The sequence below is a fragment of the Halopseudomonas sp. genome (assembly GCF_041579695.1).
Classification (GTDB): Bacteria; Pseudomonadota; Gammaproteobacteria; order Pseudomonadales; family Pseudomonadaceae; genus Halopseudomonas.
Genome location: NZ_JBFGFI010000022.1, coordinates 1 through 13,698, shown reverse-complemented (window position 1 = coordinate 13,698; position 13,698 = coordinate 1). Strand labels below are relative to the sequence as shown.

17 protein-coding genes are annotated in these 13,698 nt (G+C 58.8%); 7 read left to right on the top strand and 10 right to left on the bottom strand.

The genetic code is table 11. The features are described from left to right. Window positions 1-11: 11 nt before the first annotated feature. A complete protein-coding gene (locus ABYA88_RS06860; RefSeq protein ID WP_373186261.1) occupies window positions 12-878 on the bottom strand; it encodes an ion transporter in 867 nt (288 codons plus the stop codon). 201 nt (window positions 879-1,079) lie between these two features. On the opposite strand from ABYA88_RS06860, the gene ABYA88_RS06855 reads away from it, so the two are divergent. After that, the gene (locus ABYA88_RS06855; protein WP_373186260.1) at window positions 1,080-2,570 is read left to right on the top strand and encodes a YdiU family protein; all 1,491 of its coding nucleotides are present in this window, start codon (window positions 1,080-1,082) and stop codon (window positions 2,568-2,570) included. A gap of 63 nt (window positions 2,571-2,633) precedes the next feature. Here ABYA88_RS06855 and gabT read toward each other — a convergent pair whose 3' ends face one another. The 3 genes from gabT to ABYA88_RS06840 all read right to left on the bottom strand — a co-directional run bounded on the left by gabT (window position 2,634) and on the right by ABYA88_RS06840 (window position 5,346). Continuing rightward, on the bottom strand, window positions 2,634-3,911 hold the full coding sequence (gabT, locus tag ABYA88_RS06850) for a 4-aminobutyrate--2-oxoglutarate transaminase (protein ID WP_373186258.1): 1,278 nt from the start codon (window positions 3,909-3,911) through the stop codon (window positions 2,634-2,636). Window positions 3,912-4,153: 242 nt separating this feature from the next. Then, on the bottom strand, window positions 4,154-4,711 hold the full coding sequence (locus ABYA88_RS06845) for a pyridoxamine 5'-phosphate oxidase family protein (protein WP_373186257.1): 558 nt from the start codon (window positions 4,709-4,711) through the stop codon (window positions 4,154-4,156). A 20-nt stretch (window positions 4,712-4,731) separates the two neighbouring features. Continuing rightward, the gene (locus ABYA88_RS06840) at window positions 4,732-5,346 is read right to left on the bottom strand and encodes a M23 family metallopeptidase (protein WP_373186256.1); all 615 of its coding nucleotides are present in this window, start codon (window positions 5,344-5,346) and stop codon (window positions 4,732-4,734) included. A gap of 229 nt (window positions 5,347-5,575) precedes the next feature. Here ABYA88_RS06840 and ABYA88_RS06835 point away from each other — a divergent pair, with 229 nt between their 5' ends. Continuing rightward, window positions 5,576-5,869: a hypothetical protein gene (locus ABYA88_RS06835; protein WP_373186255.1), complete on the top strand. Its 294-nt coding sequence runs from the start codon at window positions 5,576-5,578 to the stop codon at window positions 5,867-5,869. A 51-nt stretch (window positions 5,870-5,920) separates the two neighbouring features. Here the strand turns inward: ABYA88_RS06835 and ABYA88_RS06830 are convergent, their stop codons facing one another. Beyond that, window positions 5,921-6,574 (bottom strand): DsbA family oxidoreductase, encoded by a 654-nt coding sequence (locus tag ABYA88_RS06830; protein ID WP_373186254.1) that lies wholly within the window; start codon window positions 6,572-6,574, stop codon window positions 5,921-5,923. A 174-nt stretch (window positions 6,575-6,748) separates the two neighbouring features. Here ABYA88_RS06830 and thpR point away from each other — a divergent pair, with 174 nt between their 5' ends. Then, entirely contained in the window at window positions 6,749-7,321 is a 573-nt protein-coding gene (gene thpR / locus ABYA88_RS06825) for an RNA 2',3'-cyclic phosphodiesterase (RefSeq protein ID WP_373186253.1), read from the top strand. Further along, window positions 7,318-7,833: a DNA-deoxyinosine glycosylase gene (locus ABYA88_RS06820; protein ID WP_373186252.1), complete on the top strand. Its 516-nt coding sequence runs from the start codon at window positions 7,318-7,320 to the stop codon at window positions 7,831-7,833. Before thpR ends, ABYA88_RS06820 begins: the two co-directional genes overlap by 4 nt. On the opposite strand, the gene ABYA88_RS06815 is transcribed toward ABYA88_RS06820, so the two are convergent. Continuing rightward, window positions 7,834-8,745, bottom strand: a complete 912-nt coding sequence (locus ABYA88_RS06815) for a haloalkane dehalogenase (protein WP_373186251.1) — start codon at window positions 8,743-8,745, stop codon at window positions 7,834-7,836. It lies immediately after the preceding gene. 381 nt (window positions 8,746-9,126) lie between these two features. Further along, the gene (locus ABYA88_RS06810; protein WP_373186250.1) at window positions 9,127-9,303 is read right to left on the bottom strand and encodes a DUF6435 family protein; all 177 of its coding nucleotides are present in this window, start codon (window positions 9,301-9,303) and stop codon (window positions 9,127-9,129) included. 141 nt (window positions 9,304-9,444) lie between these two features. Between ABYA88_RS06810 and ABYA88_RS06805 the strand changes: the two genes are divergently transcribed. Both ABYA88_RS06805 and ABYA88_RS06800 read left to right on the top strand, forming a co-directional pair. Further along, window positions 9,445-9,804: a hypothetical protein gene (locus tag ABYA88_RS06805; RefSeq protein ID WP_373186249.1), complete on the top strand. Its 360-nt coding sequence runs from the start codon at window positions 9,445-9,447 to the stop codon at window positions 9,802-9,804. Window positions 9,805-9,926: 122 nt separating this feature from the next. Continuing rightward, complete coding sequence (locus ABYA88_RS06800; RefSeq protein WP_373186247.1) at window positions 9,927-10,340, top strand: PaaI family thioesterase; 414 nt, start codon at window positions 9,927-9,929, stop codon at window positions 10,338-10,340. A 20-nt stretch (window positions 10,341-10,360) separates the two neighbouring features. Here ABYA88_RS06800 and ABYA88_RS06795 read toward each other — a convergent pair whose 3' ends face one another. Next, complete coding sequence (locus tag ABYA88_RS06795) at window positions 10,361-11,332, bottom strand: sterol desaturase family protein (protein WP_373186246.1); 972 nt, start codon at window positions 11,330-11,332, stop codon at window positions 10,361-10,363. Window positions 11,333-11,428: 96 nt separating this feature from the next. Continuing rightward, on the bottom strand, window positions 11,429-12,145 hold the full coding sequence (locus ABYA88_RS06790; RefSeq protein ID WP_373186245.1) for a pseudouridine synthase: 717 nt from the start codon (window positions 12,143-12,145) through the stop codon (window positions 11,429-11,431). Window positions 12,146-12,253: 108 nt separating this feature from the next. On the opposite strand from ABYA88_RS06790, the gene ABYA88_RS06785 reads away from it, so the two are divergent. Then, window positions 12,254-12,565, top strand: coding sequence for a hypothetical protein (locus tag ABYA88_RS06785; protein ID WP_373186244.1), 312 nt, complete (start codon window positions 12,254-12,256; stop codon window positions 12,563-12,565). Window positions 12,566-12,603: 38 nt separating this feature from the next. Here ABYA88_RS06785 and ABYA88_RS06780 read toward each other — a convergent pair whose 3' ends face one another. Beyond that, window positions 12,604-13,188, bottom strand: coding sequence for a glycine zipper domain-containing protein (locus tag ABYA88_RS06780; protein ID WP_373186243.1), 585 nt, complete (start codon window positions 13,186-13,188; stop codon window positions 12,604-12,606). Window positions 13,189-13,698 lie beyond the last annotated feature (510 nt).

Below are 13,698 nucleotides of genomic sequence, written 5' to 3'. Positions count from 1 at the left end.
GGATGATGCGGCTAACTGGCCGGTTTCTCTTCGGGCGGATTAGTCGTTTCCTCATTGAGCCAGGTGCCGCAGAATTTGCAGTATCTGGCATCCCTTTCATGCTGATGCTTGCCGCAGCCCGGGCAGGCCTCGTCGGAATAGCGCTCGTTGCGCAGAGTCTGAATAACTTCAGCCGAGAAGACGCCCACCGGCAATGCGATTATCGAATAGCCGGTCAGCATGATCATGATGGAAATGAACTGGCCAAGCGGCGTTACCGGCGTGATGTCTCCGTAGCCCACGGTGGTCAGCGTGACAATACCCCAGTAGATCGCCTTGGGGATGCTGGTGAAGCCGGCTTCGGCCGGCTCGATCAGATAGATTATTGAAGAAAAGATGGTCACCAGCATCATTACCGAAAACAGAAACAGCATAATCTGGCCGCGGCTACGCTTCATCGCATCCACCAGCAGCTTTCCTTGGCCTACCAGAGACATCATCTCCAGCACCCGGAACAGGCGCAGTGTCCGCAGCAGACGAATGACGACCAGGGTCTGCGCACCCGGCAGCACCAGAGCCAACCAGGTGGGCAGCACCGCCAGCACATCGATCACACCATAGAAGCTCTTCAGGTACTGAATGGGTTTTTCCAGGCAGTAGATGCGCAGCCCTATCTCCAATGTGAACAGGGCAGTGACGACCCATTCGGCGTAATAGAAATAGTCACCGTAGCGCTGATGGTAGGTTTCTACGCTATCAAGCAATACCACGGTGACGCTCAACAGAATAAGCAACGCCAGTGCTATATCGAAGCCCTTGCCGAGTGGTGTGCTGGATTCAAAAATGATCTGGAACAGGCGCGTTCTCAGCCCTACGCCGGCAGGTTTCAATGGTTGCATTCGGGGGGCAACTCCAACTGGCTGTTTGTGATAGATGGGACTGTTAAACAGAGCATAGAAACTTTGGCCGCCTTTTGCGAACCCCGGCACCGCTCTGTGAACCCTGTCGGCCGGAATCGGTCACAAATGACACGCACAGCCTTTTATCTCCGCCCATGCATTCACGTATCCTGTCGGCTTATTCAGTCCTCGGAGCCAACCATGAGTCAACACTCAAGCCCGCAGTTCGATAACAGCTACACGTCGTTGCCGGAACGCTTCTATGCGCACCAGAAGCCGACACCGGTTCGCGCCCCGGAACTGATTCGCATCAATCAGGCGCTGGCCGCGCAACTGGGCATATCGACCGAGTGGCTGACATCGGCTCAGGGCCTGCAAGTGCTCGCCGGCAATGAAATCGCGCCCGGTTCGGAGCCGATCGCCACGGTCTATGCCGGGCATCAGTTCGGCAACTGGAATCCGCAACTGGGAGACGGGCGTGCGGTGCTGTTGGGCGAAATCATCGGTACCGACGGCCAACGCTACGACATGCAGCTCAAGGGCGCCGGACGCACACCCTTCGCCCGCGGCGGGGATGGTCGCGCTCCGCTGGGTCCGGTGCTACGCGAATACGTCGTGAGTGAGGCCATGGCGGCGCTGGATGTGCCGACCTCGCGCAGTCTCGCGGCGGTAGTGACCGGCGAGCAGGTCATGCGTGACCGGCCGCAGCCCGGTGGCATCCTCACACGTATCTGCAGCAGCCATATCCGTATCGGCACCTTTCAGTATTTTGCTGGCCTCGGTGACACCGAGGCGGTGCGCATTCTGGCCGATCACGTTATTGCAAGGCACTATCCCGAGGCGGGGGAAGCAGACCGCCCCTATGTCGCGCTGCTACAGGCAGTCATCGGCAGGCAGGCCAGGCTGATTGCCCAATGGCAGCAGCTGGGCTTCATCCATGGCGTGATGAATACCGATAACACGCTCATCTCCGGCGAAACGATTGACTATGGGCCGTGTGCTTTCATGGATGAATACCACCCCCATACGGTTTTCAGCTCGATCGACACGGCCGGCCGATATGCCTTTGTGAACCAGCCACCGATCGGGCAGTGGAACCTTGCCTGGCTGGCGCGCGCCCTGTTGCCCATCCTCGATACCGACGAGGACGCAGCCGTGCAGGCCGCACAGCAGGCTATCGACGATTACGTAGCACTATACCAGGCAGCCTATGATGATCTGATGGCTCGCAAGCTGGGCCTGCGTGGCGGCGACGAGGAAAGCAGCTCGCTGGTCGAGGAGCTGCTCGGGTTGATGGCCACCGCAAACGCCGATTACACCCTGACATTTCGCCGGCTGGCGGAGCGGGCCGGGCCGCAAGGAAAAATCGACGGTGACAGCGTTGCAGATTTTTTCGAGCTGCCTGACAGTCTTGCGCCGTGGCTCTCGAAATGGCACGCCACTGTGGAGAGGCAGAAAACATCGCCAGCCGAGCGTCAGCAGCAGATGCTGGCATTGAATCCCGTCTTCATAGCACGCAACCATCTCGTCGAGGAGGCTATCCGAGCAGCCGAGGACGAGGGCGATCTGCGACCTTTCCATGATCTGGTTGATCGGCTTGCCGCCCCCTGCGATTACCAGTCACAGGACGGTCGATACGCTATGCCCCCGACACTCGGGCAAAGGGTCCGCAATACCTTTTGCGGGACCTGAAAAGGCGGTCTGGATACAAAAAAGCCGCGGCTATTGCCGCGGCTTTTTCCGTCCTGCAGGCGATCAGCCTGGCAGTTCACCGAGCACTTTCTCGATGATATCCAGCCCTTCCTCGAGAATGTCGTCCTCGATGGTGACCGGCATCAGAAAGCGGATCGAGTTGGCGTGCATGCCGCACGCCAGCAGAATCAGGCCATTTTCCTTGGCCTTCGCGGTGATTGCCGCTGCCAGATCGGCACGTGGTTTGCGGCTGGCCTTGTCGGTTACCAGTTCGAACGCCGCCATCGCGCCCAGGTTGCGGGAGTTGTCGACGAACTCGAACTGCTCCTGCCATTTGGCAAATCGCTTGGCGAGCTTGTCGCCCAGGCGGTTGGCCTTGCCGAGGATGTCTTCGGTCTCGAAGATGTCTATGACTGCCAGGACCGCGGCACAGGACACCGGGCTACCCGTGTAGGTGCCGCCGAGCGAATTCGGTCCCGAGCTGTCCATCAGTTTGTCGGTACCGACGATTGCCGAGATCGGCATGCCATCAGCCATGCTCTTGGCCATGGTGATCATGTCAGGCTCGACACCGCTGTGCTCAATCGCGAACATTTTGCCGGTACGACCAAAGCCGCTCTGCACCTCATCGACCACCATCAGAATGCCGTGCTCATCGCAAATCTCGCGAATCGCCTTGAGGAACTTTGGCGAGGCAGCGTAGAAACCGCCTTCACCAAGGACAGGCTCAATGAAGATGGCGGCTGTGCTCTCTGGAGCGCTGTCGGTGCGCAGGGTCATGCGCAGCCCGCGCAGGGCCTCTTCTTCGCTTACGCCGTGATAAGGGACGGGATAGGGGGCGCGGAATACGGTGCCTGGCATCGGACCGAAATCGCCCTGATAGGGTTTGACCTTGCCATTCATCGCCATGGTCATGAAGGTGCGCCCATGATAGCCACCATCAAAGCAGATGACGTTGGTGCGACCGGTAGCGGCGCGGGCGATCTTGACCGCGTTTTCCACGGCCTCGGCACCGGAATTGGCCAGCATGACCTTGCCATGACCGCGCACGGGGCTGATCTCGCTGAGTTTCTGGGCGACCCTGACATAACCCTCGTAGGGCATCACCGTCTGACAGGTATGCATCAGCTGGTCTAGCTGGGCCTTGACCGCAGCGACTACCTTCGGGTGACGATGCCCCACGTTGAGCACGCCGATACCGCCGGCAAAGTCGATCATGCGCTTGCCATCTGCATCCCAGAGTTCGGCATTGGTGGCGTGGGCGGCAAATTGCTCGTTCGGACTGGCAGCGCCAGCTGCCACGTAACGTTTCTTGAGCTCTTGCAGTTCGGCATTGTTCACTTTGTCGTCTCCATCGGTTGAAATCGTTTGAGCAGGGTCGAAGCCGGACCATCGAGGCTGCGCACGGGCGGCTCGGCGCCTCGATCCTGTTGTGAAAAGCCCTCCGCGGCGCGTAGTCAGCCAGGCCGAAGCAGGTTAATGCTGGTCAAAAAGCGGGCAAATCATCGGTCCGCAACCCTTTCATCATTACCCATGATGGACGAACCGGGGCCAATCGACAAAACTTTAGCAGGCCTGAATGCTTACAAAGTGCGTTTCTCAGGAATAATTCCGGTGTCCTTGCCATCCATGCTGAGTCTGTTCTTGTCCTGCCAGTATTGCTTGACCCCTTGCTCTCCGCGCTTCTCGGCCCATTTGGTCAGCGTGCTGCGTTCACCGCTGAAGTCATAGTGGGGTACTGCGTAGCCGCAGGATGTCTGGACCAGGGAAATACGCAACCGGAACAATTGCCGCGCGCCCGGATGGGGCGGAAACAGACCCGACAAAGGCTCCCAATCCTCATCCCGCGGATGGATGACTTCGGCCTCGCCATACAGGCGCAGGATCAGTGGCTGTTTGTCGAACGAGCAGAACATGATCGTCATCCGGCGGTTTTCCAGCACATGGGCAGCGGATTCGTTGCCGCTGCCGGTCAGGTTAAGCCAGGCAACCTCCACAGGGCTGATGATCCGCAGGCTGTCCAGCCCCTTCGGGGATATGTTAACGGAGCCCTCGGCACCGGCCGTGCCGACGAAAAACAATTGCTGGGCGCGGATGAAATCAATCAGTTTTTCGGACAACTCCCGGTATTGCTCTGCCATGTGGCTCTCCTTGTCTGTGGCTATTCATGCAGCGGTTCGCGATGTTGAAAAAGTGGGTAGGGGTTGATGGGCGTGCCTTTCCACCACTGTCTTTCGGGGCCCAGCTGAAAAACTGCGAAATGCAGATGGGGTGCTGACGGGTCGGCATTACCGGTCGCGCCGACGTAGCCGATCAGATCGCCCCGGGCGATTGTCTGCCCCTCTTCCAGGTTGGCAGCGTAGCTATCCAGGTGCGCATAGTAGTAAGTCAGATCGCCGGTTGGATTGAACTGATAGATGGTCAGCCCGCCCGGTACGCTGTCGAATAACTTGATGATGATGCCATCATCGACCGCGACGACCGGTGTTCCGGTGGGCGCCATGATATCCATGGCTTCATGTATCCGGTCGCCGCCTCGGGGGTCGGTATAACTGTCATGCAGGTCCCGCGCGGCGATGCCGGGCACGGGTACCTGCAGCGCAGCGGATAGCTCTGTGAGGGTGTTGGCCAGCTCTGGAATGGGTTGCTCAGCGGGCTGTGCAACAGGTGGATAAGTCATCGCCTCGGCGCTGGTGGGTTCTTCATCGAGGAAGAACGTCAGACCAAGGGCGAGGACTCCGGCAGAGATTGTGTAAATGAGTATTCCTGGGATCAAGATCCATGGCTCCCGATATGCTGTTTCAGGCTGGCCAGGGCGAAGATGCATCTGGTCGGGGAAAAGACCAGTTCCGTCCGGGTTCGCCTGGTCTGAATTGAATAAATGCCTGTCTGAGTGTACCCTCTCAGTAGGCTCTCGCGCTTTAGATCGTGCATGTTTTGTTCTGGGGGCCGCCAATTGATTCTCGCAGGATGCGGTTATATTCCAACCCTCAGAGAGCGTGCAGATGCGTGATCAACCCCTGACAGCCTCCTTTACTGACAAACTCGCCGACACCCCGGCTGCCGCTTCCGACGGGCCGATCGTTACCGACCTGACGGTTCCCGTTCTGGTAGAGGGTATCGAGGTAGTTGAGCTGCCGGATCGGCAGCAACGCAAACTGAAGGAGCTGCGCAGTCACATTGACGATCTGCTCAACGATGGCTGGCAGATAGCTACGCGTAATCCGTTGACGCTTAAGCAGGGCTACCGTATCTGTTACGTGCTGCACGGGATGCTTATCAGCGAGACGCTGGGGTAGTCTGTACGCTATCTTTATTGCTTTGCTCTCCTATCGAGACAGCACGTTACTTTAAGTCTCAGGGCCGCGGGTGGCTATATCGCGGAAGGCATTGACCAGGGTATCGGGCTCTTGCGCACCGGATATCAGGTGGCGCTGGTTGATGATGAAAGCGGGCACTGCCGAGACCCCTGACTGCTGATACTTGGCCTCATCGGCCCGCACGTCGTCGGCAAAGGCGTCAGATGCCAATATATCCTTTGCTTCGGCCGCATTGAGGCCTATCGATTCAACACATTCTGCCAGTACTCCGGGATCGGAGATGTCCTCTGCGCGGCCAAAGTATGCCTCAAAGAACGCCATTTTCAGGTCGGTCTGTCGGCCTTTTCCGCCAGCCCATTTCACCAGTCGATGGGCGTCGAAGGTATTCCGTGTATACCTCTCCTGCATCTTGCTGAAGTTCAGGCCCAGCTGCTCTGCGATGGTCATCATGTTGGTTTGTGCTGCTTCCATTTCGGCAACGCTGCGACCGTATTTCCGGCTCAGAGCCTGCAGGATCGGCTCGCCGTCCGAGGCCTTGTCCGGGTTGAGCTCGAACGCATGCCATTCGATCTCGAATGCCAGTTCGTCCTGGACGGCCTGCATCGCCTGTTCCAGCCGCGCGTAACCGATCGCGCACCATGGACAGGCGATGTCGGATACGATGTCGATCTGCAGGGTTTTCATCAAATACTCCTGTTGAGTTTTTCTTCAGGCCACCAGCCTACAGGTGTCACATATCCACAGCATAGACCTTATGGTTGTGGAATTTCGCCCGCGGGCTTCGGTCATACCAATAATGACTGCCAGCACGACTGAATGCGGCGTGCCGGACCAAACGCAAAACACCGGGAGACATGTATGACCAGCAGTGCACCGGATTCTGGCGCCGGCGGTGCCAGACGGCTGTTTATCGGTATTGAAATGCCTGCTTTTGTCCAGGCCCGACTCGCTGCATTGCAGGCGGATCTGCCCGGCGCTCGCTGGCAGTGGCCAGAAGATATGCACCTGACAGTAAGATTTCTTGGCGGGGTGGCTGAAGACCGGCAGTCAAGCGTGTGCGCGTCGATGCAGGGATTGGGCCTGGCACCCTTTGATCTGGCTGTGCAGGGGGTGGGGTCGTTCTCTGGAAGGGTGTTCTGGGCTGCGATCAAACCGAATGAATACCTGAATCTGCTGAAGCAACTGGTCGATCAACGTCTGGCGAAGATAGATATGCCTATCGAAGAACGCGATTTTGTGCCCCATGTCACCCTGGCGCGCTCCTCTCGACGACAGCATCCGGCTGCAGATGACTTTCTCGCCAGACACCGGGACCTTGAACTGCCGCCCTGGACGGTCAAGCATCTGACCCTGTTCAGCAGTCACCCCGGCGGGTCGGGCCCCATGTATCGGGTGGTCGAGCGCTTTGTGCTCGATACGGATGCGGCGTGACGCTCATCCACAGCTTCGCGCCGATCGCCGACACGCGCGCAACCCGCCTGGTACTCGGGTCCATGCCCGGCAAGGCGTCGTTGGCTGCTGATCGTTACTATGCCCACCAGCGTAACCATTTCTGGTCGATCATGGAGGCCGTGTTGGGCGTGCCGCTAGCTCTGGCTTACGAGGACCGCTGCCTGGAACTCAGGCGCAGGGAGGTGGCGGTGTGGGATGTGCTCAAGACCTGCACGCGCACCAGCAGCCTGGATTCGGATATCATCGAATCCTCGATTGTTCCCAACGATTTTGCTGCTTTTTTTCAGGCACATCCGCACATACAGGCGATCTATTTCAACGGCGCGAAGGCCGAGGCCGTATTCAAGCGGTACGTCCTGCCAACCCTGGGCTGCTCGGCAGCGCAGATATCCCGTATCAGACTGCCTTCGACCAGCCCGGCCAACGCATCCATTCCCTTGCAGACCAAGCTGGCCCTGTGGAAGCAGCTTGGTATTGAGCCCGAGGACTAGTCAGCGTGGGTTGTTGCGGATGAACTCCACTAGCAGTTCAGCCACTGCCTCACCCTGATCTTCCTGCAGGAAATGCCCACCATTGGGAATTGTGGTGTGTTTCTGCCCCCGGGTGCCGGGGATCAGCTTCTGCATTACGCGGTCGCCGCCGGCGGTCACCGGATCGGAATCACTGAAAAGCGTGATAAAGGGCCTGTTCCATTTGCTCAGTTGTTTCCATGCTTCACGATTCTTGTCCGATGCCGGATTATCCGGGGTTGTGGGCACCAGCATCGGGAACTGCCTTGCGCCTTCCTTGTATGATTCGTCTGGGAAGGGTGCGTTATAGGCATCGATCACTGCCTGGGGCAGATCGGTGGTTGTGCCGCCCTTGATCACGCCGCCAGCGTGAAACTGATCGGTGGTCTGGGAAAATTTCTGCCACTTGCGAAAGCCCTCGCCCGGATCATGATCCCCGGTGGGAAGCATTGTGTTGCCAGCGGCCACCCGCGCGAAGCGATCCGGGTTGTCGGCCACCAGGCGCAGGCCGATCAGGCCGCCCCAGTCCTGGCAGAACAGCGTGATGTTGTTCAGCTGCAAGTGATCGAGGAGCGACTGCATCCAGTCGACGTGCCGCTGGTAGGTATAGTCGTCACGCGACGCCGGTTTGTCCGAACGGCCGAAGCCGGGCAGGTCGGGAGCGATCACGCGATGCCCGGCCGCTGTCAAAATCGGAATCATCTTGCGGTACAGATAACACCAGGAGGGTTCGCCGTGTAGCAGCAGGACCGGATCGGCATCCTGGGGGCCTTCATCCAGATAATGCACGCGCAGCTCCCCGCCCTCTGTATCGGGCACCATCAGGTAGTGCGGGGCGAAATCATATCCAGGGAGGTTGTCGAAGCACGAATCGGGGGTTCTCAGCGTTTTCACGGGTTGTCCTCTTGGGGTTGTTGTTGGATACGCGACCTGTTTGTTCCAGAGCATAGGCCCCCGGAGCGAGGTTGGCGATTACGCGCCGGTGTTTTTCATGTGGGTGATGATCCGCGAGATGGCCCGTTTCAGTATCGTCACCGGCCGTACGATGCTGGAGGGTATTCACACACTTGGTGGGCCTTGCGGTTGGGCTGTGTGGCTTATATTTGTTCCGCAACTGCTGGCCGCCAGCGTGGGTATTGCCGGTCTTTCGGCGGTAGTGGGCAGTTCCCTGCAAACCTTCATGCCAGTCCGGTCAGGCTGTCCGACCCCCTGCCAATGGATCTGCTGCGTGAGCAGATCATGCATTGAGCGCACGGTCTGGCAGGAAACGGGTGATCAGTGGCCGGTTTTTTCCAGCGGTTCGAGCTGTCGCCACAGGGCATCGGCTTCCTGGGTCAGCATTGAGTAGGTGCGAATGTCGCCGTTACGCTGGGCATTCATTGCGGCTTCCAGCTTCGCATTGTATTGCTTGCGCAGCTTCTTGACGGGATCGGGCTTGAACAGGCCAAACATGGCATCGGTCTCCTTTTTTCAGGGCGCCCGGGTGGCGCGCCTGAAATTCAAGCTTAAGGGATGCGCGGGGCAAATAGCGCCGGCATGTGTTACAAATTGCCTGTTCGCGTATCGACGCGGACCCCTCCTGGAGTACGAGATATGCACGTGCGAATGGTTCTTGCTGGCTCATTGCTGGCGCTGACAGGCTGCTCCGAAGCCGGTCCCACCACCCTGGACGGCACAGTCGGGATATATCAGGACGCAGGGTCTACCCAGTGCCAGGACGACGGATGGAGTCTTGACCAGATGAAGCAGCAGCTGGAGGAGGCCGGTATCCCGTTTACCGATGCCGCATGCGGCACCGATGGCAGGGAGTACTCGGCGATGTGCGGCTCGCCTGATGGCAAGATCGGCCTGTTCGAGATTGCTCCGAAACATTTGCAGCAGGCGCGAGCCCTGGGTTTCGATGCCCGAGCCAAGGTTCCGGATGCGACCAGCGTGCCCTGCTCCCAGTGGTAGGTGGCGGTATGTCAAAGCCGCCAGCCTGACGGCTTGATCTGCCAGTAAGGGTGCCGGGTCTGGTGCACTGTAATGACTCTGTGCATGCTGTGGTCTGTCCACGATCGATCACGGAGTGATGCATGACCAGCAAGCCCAGTGTTGAGCAACTCAATGCGTTTTTCCGCCGCGAATTTCCCCAGGCGAAAGTCTCGGTTGAGGAGCTGGGTGATGGCTCGGCCCGGGTACGTCACACTGTCGGTGTGGATGAACTGCGCCCCGGTGGAACGGTGTCGGGGCCAGTGATGATGGCGACTGCGGACGTGGCTTTGTACACGGCGATTCTGGGCGCTATTGGCATCGTGCCGCTAGCCGTGACCACCAATCTGAATATCAACTTCTTGCGCAAGCCGGCAGCCGGCCGCGACATTCTCGGCGTGTGCACACTGCTCAAGGTGGGTAAGACACTGGCGATCGGCGAAGTCTCGATCTATTCCGAAGGCTCATCCGATCCGGTAGCGCACGCGACGGGAACCTACGCCATCCCCCGCGGCTGACGTTCAACCGCAGGTCAGTTTCATTCCGGAGCTGACGGCTTCAGGGGCAGGGCTTGTCCGTCTTTGCCCGAGACGGACTTATCGGTACTCTCCTCACGTTCCCACTCCGGCGGCATCCAGAGGTGTTTTAACCGCTGTACAAGCGGGCCGCTGCGCGCCATATCGCGGAACATGTCCCGGTATTCGTGCAGCCAACTGATCAGTAATCCGTTACCACCCACTGGCCGCGTGATTCCATACTCTATCGGCTGGTCTGCCCGTTCAGTGGTGAAGGTGCCGAACAGCCGATCGAAGACGATGAACACGCCGCCGTAGTTGGTATCGATATAGGCGCGATTGCGCCCGTGGTGCACACGATGATGATTGGGTGTGTTGAATACGTACTCGATGACCGGATGCAGCCGCCCGACCAGCGTGGTGTGAATGAAGAACTGATACACCAGCGACAGGGCATAGCACACGCCGATCCATACCGGGTTGAAACCGAGCAACGCCAGCGGTACGTAGAACAGCCAGCCGCCGTTGAATATGTTGGTGGCATTCTGACGCATCGCGGTGGAAAAGTTCATGCGCTCGGAGGAGTGGTGGGTAACATGCGCGGCCCAGAGCCAGCGCACCCTGTGCGATGAGCGATGCATCCAGTAAAAGCACAGATCGGTCAGCATCCATAGCAGCAGGCCGGTCAGCGGCGTCAGCGGTATATCCCACAGGCGATGATGATAGGCGAACGCATATACCGGGAACGCGATAAGGCCGGCAAACAGCAGCTCAGTGGTCTGGTAGCCGGCACCAAGCAGAAAATTGCGTATCGATTCCGGACCGTCCACCAAGCGCGGATCGTGGCGGATTTTCAGGTATTCCCAGGCAAACACGCCGATGAACACAGGCGTGGCCAGCATGAACACCAGTTGCCGCTCGTCCAGTGCGAGCCAGGACGGCAGCGAGTCGAGCAACCGGGTCAGTCCGCTACCGGCCCAGACTTCTCGGGCCATCTGTATCCACTCCATACGCCTTGCTCCGAATCTGCGGGCATGCAACTGCGACGCTATTTATAGTGTGTCCGGTATAGCAAGCGTCTCAGACCGGCGTCAACCCGACTTGGCGATGTCTGGGGACACAGAGCGTATTTCGGCGCCGGTCAATGGCCGAGACTCGCCTGGTGCAAGTTCGGGGTCGAGCACTATGTCGCCCATGCGCTCGCGGTGCAGGCTCACCACCCGGCCGCCCACTGCGTGAAACATGCGCTTGACCTGGTGATAGCGTCCCTCATATATCGTCACCCGGGCCTCGCAGGGGCCCAGGCTCTGTAGCAGGGCCGGCGAGGTGGTGAGCCCCTCGAAGGCAAAATGGATACCCGCGGCGAAAAGCGCCGGGGCATCGGCGGTAATCGGCTCGGCGGTGGTTACATGATAGACCTTGGGGATCTTGATCCGCGGCTCGGTCAACCGCCGTGACCAGAGTCCGTCATTGGTCAACAGCAGCAACCCCGAACTGTTGCGATCCAGGCGCCCGCCGATATGCAGGTGCGCCCGCAGTCCAGGCTCGAACAGATCGAGCACGGTAGGGTGGGTGCTGTCGCTGGTAGCGCTCAGATAACCGATGGGTTTGTGCAGCATGAAATACAAGGACGCCTGGCCTGCGCGCAGCAGGAGATCATCGATACGGACCGAAGCAAAGCGATCAACCACCGCCTGTGTGTCGCGGAGCACTACACCATTCACGCTGACGCGACCGCAGGCAATCAGGCAGCGCGCGGTCCGATGGCTGTACTGGGGCTGGTTGCTGATCAGACGGTCGAGTCTCATGGGGAAATTGTATCTGTTACTGGTCGGCAGGCGTTAAAAAGTAGTGGGACTAACCGAACCTTTCGCTGTCTGCCTATCAGGCGGTAAGCGATTGGAGGATCTGGAGATATGCACATTGAAATCAATGCCGAGCGGAGTATCCAGTGTGATGCGGCCCTCAGTCTTCGCGTGGATGAACTGGTGCGCTCCCGGCTGGCGCCCTTCGCAGATAGGGTCATCCGGGTGGACGCAGGTCTGAGTGACTGGTGCGCGGATATCGAAACCGACAATGTCGGCAAGCGGTGTGTTCTGCAAGCCCAGCTCGCCGGGCATGAGCCGGTTATCGCAGATGACACCGGCGAGACGATTGAGCAGGCGACCAATAATGCCAGCAAGGCAATGTTGGAACAGCTGCAGCATCTTGCGTCCCGGAAAGGCTAAAGCAGGTTGACTGGCAACCGCGCCCCAGGCTGTGATGCCTAGCGCCGGTCTTCGGGCAGGAGCTTTACAGCTTCGCGCGGGTCAAAGTCGACCCATTCGCCATCTTTCAGTTCGCCTTCGGCCTCCTCCAGCGCCTCGGCGTTGTGACTGTGCAACACCGTGATAGCCTCTTTGCGAGTTTCAGCCGTTACCTTCACAGCGACGTGCATGCCGGCATGGCGCTCGGTCAGCTGCCTTTCCTCCAGAGGTGTTTCCTCGGCCATTTCGTTGACTTCGGAATCCTTGTCGGTTTGTTTCATCGCGCCAACCAGTGATCCGGTGTAGGCGCCGATACCGCCACCTACTAACGCGCCAATAGGGCCGACTATCGGAGACGCTGCAACACCCAGCACCACGCCCGCTGCGGCGCCGATACCGCCGCCAACAAGTGCGCCGCGGCCTGATTTTTCTGCACCGGGGGAGGCTGGCTCGTCTCCACCGATTGGATAGATGTCATGCTGGCCATGGGGATTGACGAAAAACATGGAAACTTCGTCTTTGCCAAATCCTGCGTCCTGCAGTGAAGCACATGCCTTTTCGGCTTTTTCCTGCGTTTCGAAACGTCCTGCGATTATGGTGCTCATAGATCCTCCTGGCAGCTCCATTGGTGCTCTTGCTTAAATAGACCGGCCTCGCACACCGCGCTTAGCAATCGAGCAATAGTCTCTGCAACACTCTATTGAATATAGACGATAAAAATTGCGGAGCGGCCCGGATACATTGCGGGAAATCTCGGGGCCACGTGAAGGCAGTTGTTTAGCGAGAGCCTTTGTTGTTGGCAGAGGCCTGTGTCAGAGCGGTGCAAACCCTATAGCTGGAAGCGGGTTGAGCGACCTGAGCGACAGGAAGAAAAAGCGTGAAAACCTTTTTCAGTTTTTTCAGTCGTAAATGTACGGCACGGGCTCACTCGCAGAGACCCATGTCGCCCTGGCCGCGCGCAAGAACACCGCTCTGCTGAATTGGTATGGCTAACGCTGTAACCGGGTGACGGGGGCAGGGTCCCGACTCAGCTCCTGTCTGCCTCCAGCGTGGCCAGAAGTAGAGCGCGATATAGCCTTTCCTTGAAGCCCCGGGGACGATCCAGTTGCATGCGT

Excerpts from the sequence above, each read along its gene's own strand:
- ABYA88_RS06860 (WP_373186261.1), bottom strand. The coding sequence starts at position 878 with ATGCAACCATTGAAACCTGCCGGCGTAGGGCTGAGAACGCGCCTGTTC.
- ABYA88_RS06855 (WP_373186260.1), top strand. The coding sequence starts at position 1,080 with ATGAGTCAACACTCAAGCCCGCAGTTCGATAACAGCTACACGTCGTTG.
- ABYA88_RS06845 (WP_373186257.1), bottom strand. The coding sequence starts at position 4,711 with ATGGCAGAGCAATACCGGGAGTTGTCCGAAAAACTGATTGATTTCATC.
- ABYA88_RS06835 (WP_373186255.1), top strand. The coding sequence starts at position 5,576 with ATGCGTGATCAACCCCTGACAGCCTCCTTTACTGACAAACTCGCCGAC.
- ABYA88_RS06830 (WP_373186254.1), bottom strand. The coding sequence starts at position 6,574 with ATGAAAACCCTGCAGATCGACATCGTATCCGACATCGCCTGTCCATGG.
- thpR (WP_373186253.1), top strand. The coding sequence starts at position 6,749 with ATGACCAGCAGTGCACCGGATTCTGGCGCCGGCGGTGCCAGACGGCTG.
- ABYA88_RS06810 (WP_373186250.1), bottom strand. The coding sequence starts at position 9,303 with ATGTTTGGCCTGTTCAAGCCCGATCCCGTCAAGAAGCTGCGCAAGCAA.
- ABYA88_RS06805 (WP_373186249.1), top strand. The coding sequence starts at position 9,445 with ATGCACGTGCGAATGGTTCTTGCTGGCTCATTGCTGGCGCTGACAGGC.
- ABYA88_RS06800 (WP_373186247.1), top strand. The coding sequence starts at position 9,927 with ATGACCAGCAAGCCCAGTGTTGAGCAACTCAATGCGTTTTTCCGCCGC.
- ABYA88_RS06795 (WP_373186246.1), bottom strand. The coding sequence starts at position 11,332 with ATGGCCCGAGAAGTCTGGGCCGGTAGCGGACTGACCCGGTTGCTCGAC.
- ABYA88_RS06790 (WP_373186245.1), bottom strand. The coding sequence starts at position 12,145 with ATGAGACTCGACCGTCTGATCAGCAACCAGCCCCAGTACAGCCATCGG.
- ABYA88_RS06785 (WP_373186244.1), top strand. The coding sequence starts at position 12,254 with ATGCACATTGAAATCAATGCCGAGCGGAGTATCCAGTGTGATGCGGCC.
- ABYA88_RS06780 (WP_373186243.1), bottom strand. The coding sequence starts at position 13,188 with ATGAGCACCATAATCGCAGGACGTTTCGAAACGCAGGAAAAAGCCGAA.